This window comes from Microcoleus sp. B4-C2, from assembly GCF_036705265.1.
Taxonomy (GTDB): Bacteria; Cyanobacteriota; Cyanobacteriia; order Cyanobacteriales; family Microcoleaceae; genus Microcoleus.
The window spans coordinates 1-12,440 of sequence record NZ_JAUBUB010000043.1; the positions used below are offsets into that span (position 1 = coordinate 1).

Here is a 12,440-nt window from a genome sequence, read left to right on the forward strand (position 1 = left end):
TCCTTTTTGGACGGGCGGGACGCCCATCCCACAATAACAATTAAAATTGTAAGTTATTTAATTCGCGATCCTAAGTATGCGTTCCCAGCCAGAGTCTGGGAACGAGAAAAAACGATTTTTCTCGTTTTGTAGGAGTGCGAGTCCCCCTCGCTTGTTTGCCTATATATCAAGTTGGTAACGTGTAGATTGCACATTCCGCGCTAAGGTGCGATCGGAATTCTGATAATAAATTCCGTGCCCTTGCCCAATTCCGAATTACAAGATAATTCGCCTTTGTGTTTTTCTACAATAATTTGATAGCTAATTGACAAACCCATTCCCGTGCCTTTGCCAATGGGCTTGGTAGTAAAAAATGTATCGAATATCTGCTGTTTGACTTCCTCAGTTATTCCAGGGCCGTTGTCGGCAATTTTAATTTCTACAAAATTGCCGACAACTTCCGTACCAATCATAATCTGGCTGGGATTTTCTAGCATTTCTCGACAATTTTGCCTACTGTTCGCATCTTCTAAAGCATCGATCGCATTGCTGAGGATATTCATAAAAACTTGATTGATCGGCCCAGCAAAACACTCAACGGTCGGCAATTTTCCGTAGTGTTTTACAATTTGAATTGGCTGCTTTTCTCCGTTCCCTTTCAAACGGTGATTGAGAATTAACAGCGTGCTGTCGATACCTTCGTGGAGGTTAACGGGTTTCATCTGTGAATCGTCATGCCGCGAAAAGTTCCGCAGCGACTGCACAATCTGGCAAATGCGATCGACACCAACGCTCATTGAAGATAGTATTTTAGGTAAATCTTCAGCTAAAAAATCTAGATCATTTTTTTCTCTTTGCTCTTGAATTTCTGCGACTGGATTAGGATAGTGTTGTTGATAGAGTTCGAGGTGATCGAACAAGTCTTGAGTATAATTGGTCAGATGAGCGAGATTGCCGTAAATGAAGCTGACTGGGTTGTTAATTTCGTGAGCGACGCCGGCAAGTAGCAATCCCAAACTAGACATTTTTTCGCTTTGAACTAATTGGGAATTAGTGGCTTTGAGTTGCTCCAGTGTGGCTGCTAGTTGAGCTGCTTGTTCTCTGCTTTGTGCTTCGGAATTATGCAAGGCTTCTTCGGCTTGTTTGCGCTCAGTGATGTCTCTCTGTACGCCAATAAAATGAGTTAATTGGCCCATTCGATCGCGCACGGGAGATATGGAGAAACAATTCCAGAAAGCGGTTCCGTCTTTGCGGTAATTCTTTAATATTACCTTGCATTCGCTTTCTGCTTGCAAGGCTTGGCGAATTATTTCTACTGCCGCCGGATCCGTATCGCTTCCGTGCAAAAATCGGCCGTTTTTTCCGATAATTTCCTGCCGCCGATAACCTGTCATGCTTTCAAATGCTGGATTGCAATAAATAATTGGATTTTCGGGGTCAGTGGCGTCAGAAATCGTAACTCCGGTGCTAGTAGCTGCGATAGCTCGATCGTACAACCAAAGCATTTCTTCTGCGCGCTTGCGATCGGTAATGTCCCGTAGCGTAGCTAAATAAGCCATTTCTCCGTCCCATTCCGTTTCCACCACCCGCATTTCTACTACAGCATTTGCTTTTTGCTTGCGAATAGCTTCAACTTCTGTTTGCACGACGCGAGTTCCTGGTGCTTCTGTTTTTCCAACTTGGGGAATAATATCCGTCGCCATCTCAAGGTCACAAGCGGAAACTTCTACTACTAAATTGCCAAAAAATGCTTGCCCTAAAAGTTCATCTGCGGTGCAGTTAAACAGCGCTTCTGCTGACTGGTTGGCAAAACAGACAAGTCCTAGCTTGTTAACGATTGCGATGCCGTCGGCATTTTTTTCGATCACATTCCTAAACCGAGATTCGCTAGCTTTCAAATCCTGCTTTAGCTGTTCCATTGCTCGCTCCATCTGCTGCAATTCGCACAAACTAACACTATAAGCTTCGGAAATATTGGTCTCTGGTGAATTCTGGATTCTTTTTTTTGAAATCTGTTGGTAGCCTGTTCTATTAGTCAGATTGGGAGCAGTTTGTTTATGATTCCTGCTAATATTACTGAGCTTATTTTCTGGATCTGCTTCTTGAAAAAACATATGTTAACCCTACCAAATTATTGTTTAGATTAATGTGTGGCGATCGCCCTATTTTTCGGGAAATTTAGGGAGAGAGCAATTTACACCCGATGCTAGCACATTACTTTTAGAATTCATCATAAAACATCGTTAAAATTCAAGAGCGATCGCCCTATAATTATCTATTAAGTTTTATTAAGTAATTTCAACAACATTGACACTTACGTAGCGACACGAACTGTGCAAGCTGGATATGGCTTCAATCCCCCTCGCACTCACAAAATAATCAGTTCCACGCGCAAGTTCTAGATATCTAGAAACCACTGGTCAGTATAAAATATTATATAAATTTGACAAAAAATATGGTCACAAATAAGCGACCTCATCTTTGATTATTAAAAATAATCATAATTAGCCATGACCAAATCATCTCCCTGCGGGCCGATTTGGTATAGAATATAACCTATCTATTTTTGCGATCGCAACTTCAAACCAATGGCACGTCTAGCACTTCTGAGCACATCCAATAAAACCGGACTAATCGACTTAGCGCGCAGTCTAGTAGAAGAATTTGAATTTGACATAATTAGTAGTGGCGGGACAGCAACTGCTCTCAAAGAAGCAGGCATCCCAGTCACCAAAGTTGCAGAATATACTGGTTCCCCCGAAATTTTGGGAGGGCGAGTCAAAACACTTCACCCACGAATCCACGGTGGCATTTTAGCACGCCGCGACGTACCGGAAGACCTCGCAGATTTAACCGCAAATCAAATTCGGGCGATCGATCTAGTTGTAGTCAATCTGTATCCATTTGAAGAGACAATTTCTAAACCAGGAGTTACTCTAGCCGACGCCATTGAGCAGATAGATATCGGCGGGCCGGCAATGTTGAGAGCTTCCGCCAAAAACCACGCTCATTTGACCGTTTTGTGCGACCCAGAACAGTACAATACTTATTTAAAAGAACTGCGGGAAAATGGCGGCGAAGCATCCTTAGAGTTTCGGCAAAAATGCGCCCTAGAAACCTTCAAACATACAGCCAACTACGATCGCGCGATCGCAACTTATCTCAGCAGCAGCCAATCCGCTGAAAAATCTTCGCTACCAGACGAGTTTAATTTATCAGGAAAAGAGTTGCAAACTCTCCGCTACGGTGAAAATCCCCATCAAGCCGCCACCTGGTATCAAAGCGGAAGTACACCGACAGGCTGGACGACTAGCACCATCCTGCAAGGCAAAGAATTAAGCTACAATAATTTAGTAGATTTAGAAGCAGCAAGGCGGCTAATCGTAGAATTCCCCGACAGCCCTGCCGCCGCTATTCTGAAGCATACAAATCCTTGCGGCACAGCCTTGGGAACAACTATTTCTGAAGCGTATCAAAAAGCCTTCGACACCGATTCAGTCTCAGCTTTCGGTGGAATTGTCGCCCTCAATCGCCCGATTGATGCTGCTACCGCAACGGCGTTAACTCAAACATTTTTAGAATGTATTGTCGCGCCGGGGTGCGAACCAGAGGCAGAAGAAATTATCAAGAAAAAGGCAAAAGTTCGAGTATTGATTTTGCCAGATTTGACTCAAGGGCCGCCACAAACTGTTAAAATCATTGCAGGCGGTTTGCTGGTGCAAGACTCAGATAATGTAGTAGAAGAAACTAGCAAATGGCGGGTTGTTACTGAGAAACAGCCGACGGCTGCAGAGTTGGAAGAATTGCTGTTTGCTTGGAAAGTAGCGAAACACGTCAAATCAAATGCGATCGTTGTGACGCGCGATCGCACTACAATCGGTGTCGGCGCCGGACAAATGAATCGCGTCGGTTCGGTTAAACTAGCATTGGAACAAGCAGGAGACAAAAGCAAAGGAGCGATTTTGGCCAGTGACGGTTTCTTCCCCTTCGATGATTCCGTAAAAACTGCGGCTGAGGCGGGCATAATTGCGATCGTCCAACCGGGAGGAAGTATGCGCGATCGAGATTCCATTGAAGCCGCCAACCAACTCGGAATCACAATGGTTTTCACTGATATCCGCCACTTCTTGCATTAGGAATAAGACCTAAAGCAATTTTCAATTGTGTGCCATATTGTAGGGATACAATAGTGTTTATTGGTCTTAACTTAAGTCGGAAATTATTTGTATCTCTGGTTTTACTCTAAGTCTCGATCCCCCTAAATCCCCCTTAAGAAGGGGGACTTTGAGAAGAATCCTTTCCCGTCTTAAGACGGGAGACTTTGACACTCTTGTCTCCCCCTTAACAAGGGGAACTTTTACACTCTTGTCCCCCCCTTTTTAAGGGGGGTTAGGGGGGATCGGGAAGGCTATGACACCAATCAACACTGTTATGTCGTACCAAATTCCCAGTTGCGTCCTTCAAAAATTATGACTAGCACAATTCAACCACAAATTAAACCCCAAGACATAAAAGTCAAAATCCTGCTCACCGGGGGACATCAATGCACCGTCACCCTCAAATCTGATACACCATTATTGCACAGCCTGATCAAAACATTAGTCGATCGCACCCAACAAACACTGGGTTTTTCGCCCTTATTTCAAATCCCCATAGACGACGGGCGTTCCGCCCTTTCTTTTCCCGGCGAACACCTAGTCGGATTAGTCACAGAACCCCCAATTTACTTGCAGCAACTGCAACCGCAGCAGCCTGCAACTCCTGTAGAAATTCCCGCAGAAATTCCCGCAGAAATTCCTGCCCCTGCGCCGCCTGTAAATGACGACTTAATATCTCGCTACGCCCAAATAGACAACTTTTTGACCCCTGCCGAAAAGAACAAACTCCTTAAATATGTCTTAGCAAAAGAATCAGAATTTGTGACAACCAGCACCTCAACTAATGCCGAAGACTACCGCCGTTCGATGGTACTCCACTCGTTCCCAGAATTTTCCGCTCTGATGGTGAATCGCATCAAAGCAATTCTCCCCGACGTGCTGCAAAAATTAAATATTCCCTCATTTCCGCTTGGTGAGATAGAAGCTCAGCTAACCATGCACAATGACAACAACTTTTATAAACTTCACAACGACAGTGGCTCGCCAGATACCGCCAGCAGATTTTTTACTTACGTTTACTATTTCTATCGAGAACCCAAGGCTTTTTCAGGTGGCGAGTTGCAGATTTATGACAGCAAAATTGAGAACAATTTTTATGTTGCAGACAAGACATTCAGAACTGTTGAACCTCGCAATAACAGCATAGTATTTTTTCTGAGTCGCTATATGCACGAAGTTTTGCGAGTTAGCTGTCCCTCAAAAGCTTTTGCTGATAGCCGCTTTACTATTAACGGCTGGGTACGTAAAGCAAATTGAGGTTAATATCATGTCGGGTCGAGCTACCGCGATTTTTGTAGGGGCGGGTTCCACCAACCATAATCGCCAATAATTGACAATCTCAAAAACCCGCCCCGACCGGGATATTATGGTTAATCGATCGGACATGATATAATTCATTGTCCGGGACGCACTAATCACCTAATTATGTCATTCTGAGTGAAGCGAAGAATCTCAAATTATTGCCACACCATTACAATGGGTAAGTCCCGATATCTGATACCAATTTCATAAAGTTATGCTACATAGAAAGTTTTACTCCCCCCCTTAATAAGGGGGGGTTGGGGGGGGTAGATATGTAGCGCTATTTTATGAATTTGGTAGGAGATTCTTCACTTCCCAAAGCCTACCCTCAGAATTACAGAATTACCTTACTCAAAACTATTTCATTCTTACTCCAGTGCTCCAGCACTTTTGAGCAATTTCACCACATTAGAATAACCCTTAAACTCAGCCAGCATTAAAGCTGTATAATTTCCCGGATTTTTGTGGTTTAGTTCTGAACCAGCATCAATTAAAATCTTTACTGCATCAGGATAACCCCGATGTGCGGCCCACATTAAAGCAGTTGCGCCCGAATCATCCAGCACGTTGACATCGGCACCTTTTTCGACTAATAATTGGACGATCGCCATATAACCGCGATCGCACGCCTTCATTAAAGCCGTTTTCCCCAAATCCGCCGGGACATTCGGATCAGCACCGCCCTCAAGCAAAGCCTTCACAGTCTCGGTATGTCCGTGAAAAGCAGCCAGCGTCAAAGCCGTCTCCCCAAAGTTTTTCGCATTCAGAAACTCATCCCGATTTGAGTTTACTTTTTGCAGCAAAGCCGATACGATCGCACTGTGGCCGTGAACAGCCGCCACCAGTAAAGGCGTATCGCCCAACCTATTTCTAGCACCGACACTAGCACCTCGGTTTAAGAGCAATTCCACCACATCTTCGCAGCCTTCAACCACCGCAAAATTCAAAGCAGTTTCATCATCTTTATCCTTAGCGTTGATATCCGCGCCAGCATCGAGTAAGATATGGGCGATCGGCGCATTTCCCCCAGCAGCCGCCGCCATCAAAGCCGTGCCCCCATCTCCATTTTTTACATTCGCATTAGCACCCGCACCAAGCAAAGTTTGCACCACATCAGTATTGCCAGAATCCGCAGCCAAAGTTAAAGCAGTTTCTCCGTTTTTGTCGGGAATTTCGACATCAGCACCAGCAGCCAACAGCGCCTCGACAACAGCCAAATTTCCCGCCGTCGCAGCCAGCATCAAAGCAGTTTTGCTCTCTAGATTTTTAACATTAGCATCCGCCCCACACTTGAGCAAAATTCGCACAATTTCAGCGCTACCTTGACGGACAGCTAAAAACAGCATAGAATTCTCAGCAACCGCACCCGCATCCACCAAAGCTTTGACAACAGCTTCGTGACCCGATAAAGCAGCTATTTTCAGAGCAGAATCTCCATCTTTATCTCGGACATTTACATCAGCATTAGCATCAAGTAACATCCGCACAACATTGATATCTCCTTTGAGAGAAGCCGCCATCAAAGCCGTACTTCCATCATCATTTTTAGCATTAACATCAGCACCCGCCGCCAGCAACAGTCGCACAGAGTCAGCCTGTTTGTGAGCCGCCGCCAGCATCAAAGCCGTTAGCCCAAAACGCCTGCTCACCTGGTTGACATTAGCGTCATTGTTTAGTAGAGTACGCACGATTTCTGTATAGCCCTTTTGGGCAGCAAACATCAAAGCCGTCGTCCCCTCAGAGTCTTTGGCGTTAGCGTTAACACCCTTAGCGAGTAAAGCTTGGACGTGAATAATGTTGCCAGTCTTGGCGGCTTGAATCAATACAGCGTCTTGTTTAGTGGCAGCCATAATAGTCTCTCATACCGTATATTTTTACCATCACATGAGACGGCCTGACTGGTATGCTAAGTTTTATGAAGTATGTTTGCTAATCCTCAGAACACTATGAATCTCGAAATTCCTCAGTCAGTGAAAGTTTGGAGCCAATTCTTCCACCCAGTTTTAATGTGGGGACTGCTGGCCATCTCATTTTATGCTTTGTATCTCGGCTTGCAAATCCGCCGTACCAGAAGTGCGGAAGGCGAAGTCAAAAAAGAGTTAATTAAGGGTAAATTCAACATCAAGCATCACCAGATGGGTTCTTTGCTGCTAGCCTTGATGGTAACGGGTGCAGTCGGCGGAATGGCCGTCACCTACATCAACAACGGCAAACTATTTGTCGGCCCGCACTTGCTAGCAGGGTTGGGAATGACGGCAATAATTGCGATCGCAGCATCGCTGACTCCTTTGATGCAAAAAGGCAATGATTTGGCCAGAAACACTCACATCTTTCTGAATATTGTGCTCTTGGGGCTGTTTGGCTGGCAAGCGGTATCAGGCGTAGAAATCCTGCAAAGAATTATCAGCAAAATGTGATAATTTGAGTAAAATTGCTAATTGCTAATTGCTTTGGGGCGATTAGCGATTAGCAAGTAAATTATCTTATTTTAGTAGTTTAATAGCCCAAATTTTTTTGATATTTTAATATATTAAAATTAAATTTATCAAAAATTTATAAAATTAATTAGGTAATTTTTTGAATCCACAATAAGAAAACACCTGCTATTAAACCTGATAAAACGCTTTGTCTACCCAACAAGAAGCACGGCTATTTCATTATAAATAATTCCGGTTCTTCTTTACTTGGTATGCCAAACTAATAATTAAAATGCCAAGTAAGCAAACATCTATTTTTGTAGCTTGCAAAATTTATAAAGCGATAGGCAGAACGTTTTATTAACTTAAGCTTTTTGTTAATACCTTCAACAATACCACTTGTTGTCCTATTATCAAAGTAAGCAATTATCTCGTCAAACCAATTAGTAAGAGTCTTAACAGTATCTGGAAAATATTGTTGAGTTCTTTCCTGGCAGATACCAATTCTCAACAATGCCCTCAACCAATTTGTTTTTTTTACTCAAATATTTGTCGGAAATTTTCTTGTGATTTATGCCTTTCTGCAAGATTGGGACACATATTTTTAACCTCAATTTATTTGACTGATTTAGCTATTGATTTAGCATACCAAGTAAGGAAGAACCGTTTTTCATTTCTGACTCAAGTGAATTAGAATCAGACATCGATTTAAAAGTAAATTAGAATAGTTAAAGAGAAAAATCAGTTGTAAGTTGATCTCTGTAGGAGTGAAGATTGTAATCTTAAAATTTTTTCCTTATAACTGATATCTTGCACCATTCTCAATTAGCCGTAGGGGCGGGTTCGCCAACAGCCTTAAAGCTTGCAAATAGGTTCTATAAACCCGCCCGACCCCACGAAAAATCCTCTTATTGATATTGCTGCAAGATGTCAGTTATAACCGATAACTCATCAACTTATTTATTTTTGATTCCTAAGATACAAGGGGCGGGTTTCACCAACAATATTTGCCTAAAATCCATAATTTCGTAAACCCGCCCCCACCCAACGGTAAATCGCAATCTACCTATTTCAAGGTACAAAGGGCGGGTTTACAACATTTTGGGTTTTTAAATCAAAATCTTGGCGAATCCGCCCCTACGGGCATAATACAGCGTATTCCAGGTTTATGAAGTACACCGCGCTCTCACCAAATAATTGGGTCTGAAGCCCCGTCCTTCGCTTGACGGCTTTGTTTCGTCTTTTTGCGTTCAGAATCGAAACATTTATTAATAGATTGTTCTGTTGTTTGCTGTACTCTAAATAACAGGAGGGTTTAGCAATGTTCGGCTGTCAGCAACATCTAATTCGAGCTAGTTCAGGTACTCAATCAATCTTAGAATATCTGTGTTCTGAATCAGCAAAGCTTACTAATTGCGGTATCTATTATTCTCGCCAGGTATACTTTAAAACTGGGAAAATCCCGAACCGTGCCAAGCTACATAAAGTCTTGGGAAATGAAAATAGAAACTTGCACTATCAAGCGTTCTATTCAGATACAGCTCAGCAAATTCTAACAGGGGTAGCAGAATCTTTTAAGTCTTTTATGGGCTTACTCAGAGGAGTTAAGGATGGAACGGTTACGCAGTGTCCTAAATTGCCGGGATACCGTAAAGGCGGAATGGCACTTGTGACATTTACAGGAAGATCCGTAAAACTTAAGAATGGGATGCTGCGATTTCCTCTGGGAAGCAAGGTTAAGGCGTGGTTTGGGTTAGATGCGTTTTTCCTACCAATGCCATCTAATCTGGATTTTAAGATTATTCGAGAATATCGCATACTTCCTCGAAATGGCTGTTTCTACTTGGAGTTAATTTACAAAACAGAGGATGTTCAAGCAAATGTAGACCAGGCTAAATGCTTGGCAATTGACCACGGAATAGACAACTGGCTAACCTGCGTGAGCAATGTAGGCACAAGTTTTATTGTTGACGGCAAGCATCTCAAGTCCCTCAACCAAGGATACAATAAACGGGTTGCTTTTCTTAGGGAGGGGAAATCTAACGGCTACTGGTCTAAACGGTTGGCAGGATTAACTGAAAAACGGAATCGCCAAATGCGAGACGCTGTTAACAAAGCAGCAAGGAAAGTAATTCAGCACTGTTTAGACAACCAAATTGGAACAGTTGTTTTTGGTTGGAATAAAGGACAAAAAGAGTCTACCAATATGGGAAGCAAAACTAATCAAAAGTTTGTACAAATCCCTACGGGCAGACTGAAAGACAGAATAGCTCAACTGTGCGAGCAATACGGTTTAAGGTTCGTTGAAACAGAAGAATCGTATTCTTCTAAAGCTTCGTTTGTTGACAAGGATTTGCTACCTAAATTTGGCGAAAAACCCGAAGGGTGGCTTCCTAGTGGTAAACGAGTTAAACGCGGTTTGTACCGAACGGCTCAAGGTTGGTTAATCAATGCAGATTGTAACGGTTGTGCGAACATTGCTAGAAAAGTAGCGATAATGCTTGGACTCGATCTAAGTGGAATCGGTAGAGGTGCTTTGGCATCGCCTTTAAGACTCCAATTGTTGTCTTAAGAATCCCCGTAGCTTCAGCTCGGGGAGTGTCAAGGGGTTTCTTTACAGTTCTCGCATCATTACTGATTCTTTTGCTCGAAACCCGGTCGATCGCGATCTACATCTACATGGAATAAGCTGTAAATTATGGGAAATTAAACAATCTCGATCGACCCACACCTACCAACTAAGGCAAATCAGTGCTCCCCATCAGATAAAGGTCGCACTCCCGGGCCACGCCCCGCCCTTCGTTAATCGCCCAAACCACCAAACTTTGTCCCCGGCGACAATCACCAGCCGCGAAAACTCCCGGAATGCTGGTTGTATATTTTTCGTGCTCGGCTTTCACGTTGCTGCGGGCGTCACGTTCCAATCCCAAGTCATCCAGCAAGGGCTGTTCCGGGCCGAGGAAGCCCATCGCTAGCAAAACAAGCTGTGCCGGCAACACTTTTTCGGTGCCGGGGATGTGGTTCGGAATAAACTGCCCTTTCTCGTTTTTCGCCCACTCCACCTCAACGGTGTGCACAGCTTTGACATTGCCGTTTTCGTCGCCCTCGAACTTTGTCGCCGTGGTGAGATAGCCGCGGGGGTCATCGCCGAATTTGGCTGCGGCTTCTTCTTGGCCGTAGTCGAGACGGTAGACTTTTGGCCATTCAGGCCAGGGATTGTTGGCCGCGCGTTCCGAGGGCGGTTTGGGCAGGATTTCTAGCTGTACGAGGCTTTTGCAGCCGTGGCGGATGGATGTGCCCACGCAGTCGGTGCCGGTGTCGCCACCGCCGATGATCACGATATCTTTGCCTTCGGCGGAGATGAAGTTGCCGTTGGTGCTCTTGTCTAAAACTGCTTTGGTGTTCGCAGTCAGGAAGTCCATTGCGAAGTGGATGCCTTTTAATTCCCGGCCGGGGATGCCCAAGTCGCGGGGTTTGGTGGCGCCGGTACAGAGCACAACGGAGTCGTATTCTTTTAGCAGTTGTTCTGCTGGCAAGTCTTTGCCGACTTCGGTGTTGCAGACGAATGTCACGCCTTCGTCTTCGAGGACTTTGAGGCGGCGCATCACGACTTGTTCTTTGTCTAGCTTCATGTTGGGGATGCCATACATTAGCAGGCCGCCTGGTCGATCGGCTCTTTCGTATACTGTTACCCAATGACCGGCTTTGTTGAGTTGCGCGGCGGCGGACAAACCGGCGGGCCCGGAACCGATGACGGCGATTTTTTTGCCGGTGCGTTTGGCGGGTGGTTCGGCGGCAATCCAGCCTTCATCCCAGCCTTTATCGATAATCGAGGCTTCGATGTTTTTAATCGTCACCGGCGGATTGTTGATGCCGAGCACGCAAGCGCCTTCGCAGGGGGCGGGACAGACGCGGCCGGTGAATTCAGGGAAGTTGTTGGTTTTGTGGAGTCTGTCAAGGGCTTCTTTCCACAGTCCGCGATATACTAGGTCGTTCCATTCGGGGATGAGGTTGTTAATCGGGCAGCCGCTTGCCATGCCGCTGATAATTGTCCCCGTGTGGCAAAACGGAATGCCGCAATCCATGCAGCGCGCTCCTTGGCTGCGGAGTTTGTCCTCATCCATCGGTAGGTGAAATTCGTCCCAGTTGTGGACTCTCTCGACTGGTGAGAGTTCGGAGGGCAGTTCGCGCAAGAATTCGATAAAGCCTGTTGGTTTTCCCATAGTGGTGTTCTGGTTAGAATTTACTATTCTGGTAGTTTGTCAAAGGTGAAGCTGGCGGGCTTCTGAATTAACTATTGTGATCTAAATTGTGTGCGATCGCACCTCAGATTGAGCAATTTGTACATGAAATCTTTAATATCGCCGGGAGTCGGGGAATTGTCGGCAGCGGTAAAATATAGATATATCGACAGCAAAGAAACCGGGTTTTTTACGGGAATTAAAGGTTTTAAAGGTTTTGATGCAGTATTTTCGTCCATCAAACCCGGTTTCTACGTAATTTCAGCATGGCTTATTCTGGGACGATCGCATTTACGGCTACAGCCACATCTGAAAACCCTCGCGGGTTAACTCAGACGGCCCGC

9 protein-coding genes are annotated in these 12,440 nt (G+C 44.8%); 5 read left to right on the forward strand and 4 right to left on the reverse strand.

From position 1 onward, the window contains the following. Positions 1-200: 200 nt before the first annotated feature. Entirely contained in the window at positions 201-2,093 is a 1,893-nt protein-coding gene (locus QUB20_RS14370; RefSeq protein WP_333247108.1) for a PAS domain S-box protein, read from the reverse strand. 474 nt (positions 2,094-2,567) lie between these two features. On the opposite strand from QUB20_RS14370, the gene purH reads away from it, so the two are divergent. Next, positions 2,568-4,115, forward strand: coding sequence for a bifunctional phosphoribosylaminoimidazolecarboxamide formyltransferase/IMP cyclohydrolase (gene purH / locus QUB20_RS14375; protein ID WP_333247107.1), 1,548 nt, complete (start codon positions 2,568-2,570; stop codon positions 4,113-4,115). A gap of 333 nt (positions 4,116-4,448) precedes the next feature. Beyond that, positions 4,449-5,393: a 2OG-Fe(II) oxygenase gene (locus QUB20_RS14380; protein ID WP_333247106.1), complete on the forward strand. Its 945-nt coding sequence runs from the start codon at positions 4,449-4,451 to the stop codon at positions 5,391-5,393. A 413-nt stretch (positions 5,394-5,806) separates the two neighbouring features. Here QUB20_RS14380 and QUB20_RS14385 read toward each other — a convergent pair whose 3' ends face one another. Next, positions 5,807-7,288, reverse strand: coding sequence for an ankyrin repeat domain-containing protein (locus QUB20_RS14385; protein WP_333247105.1), 1,482 nt, complete (start codon positions 7,286-7,288; stop codon positions 5,807-5,809). Between the two features lie 96 nt (positions 7,289-7,384). Here QUB20_RS14385 and QUB20_RS14390 point away from each other — a divergent pair, with 96 nt between their 5' ends. Then, complete coding sequence (locus tag QUB20_RS14390; RefSeq protein ID WP_333247104.1) at positions 7,385-7,855, forward strand: DUF4079 domain-containing protein; 471 nt, start codon at positions 7,385-7,387, stop codon at positions 7,853-7,855. A 280-nt stretch (positions 7,856-8,135) separates the two neighbouring features. Here the strand turns inward: QUB20_RS14390 and QUB20_RS14395 are convergent, their stop codons facing one another. Further along, on the reverse strand, positions 8,136-8,378 hold the full coding sequence (locus tag QUB20_RS14395; RefSeq protein WP_333240593.1) for a transposase: 243 nt from the start codon (positions 8,376-8,378) through the stop codon (positions 8,136-8,138). A gap of 798 nt (positions 8,379-9,176) precedes the next feature. Here QUB20_RS14395 and QUB20_RS14400 point away from each other — a divergent pair. Further along, the gene (locus QUB20_RS14400) at positions 9,177-10,427 is read left to right on the forward strand and encodes a transposase (RefSeq protein ID WP_333247103.1); all 1,251 of its coding nucleotides are present in this window, start codon (positions 9,177-9,179) and stop codon (positions 10,425-10,427) included. 166 nt (positions 10,428-10,593) lie between these two features. On the opposite strand, the gene gltD is transcribed toward QUB20_RS14400, so the two are convergent. Continuing rightward, positions 10,594-12,078, reverse strand: a complete 1,485-nt coding sequence (gene gltD, locus QUB20_RS14405) for a glutamate synthase small subunit (RefSeq protein WP_333054045.1) — start codon at positions 12,076-12,078, stop codon at positions 10,594-10,596. Positions 12,079-12,201: 123 nt separating this feature from the next. On the opposite strand from gltD, the gene QUB20_RS14410 reads away from it, so the two are divergent. Then, positions 12,202-12,426 carry a hypothetical protein gene (locus QUB20_RS14410; protein WP_333054044.1) on the forward strand — a complete coding sequence of 75 codons (225 nt, stop codon included), beginning with the start codon at positions 12,202-12,204 and terminating at the stop codon, positions 12,424-12,426. Positions 12,427-12,440: the final 14 nt, after the last annotated feature.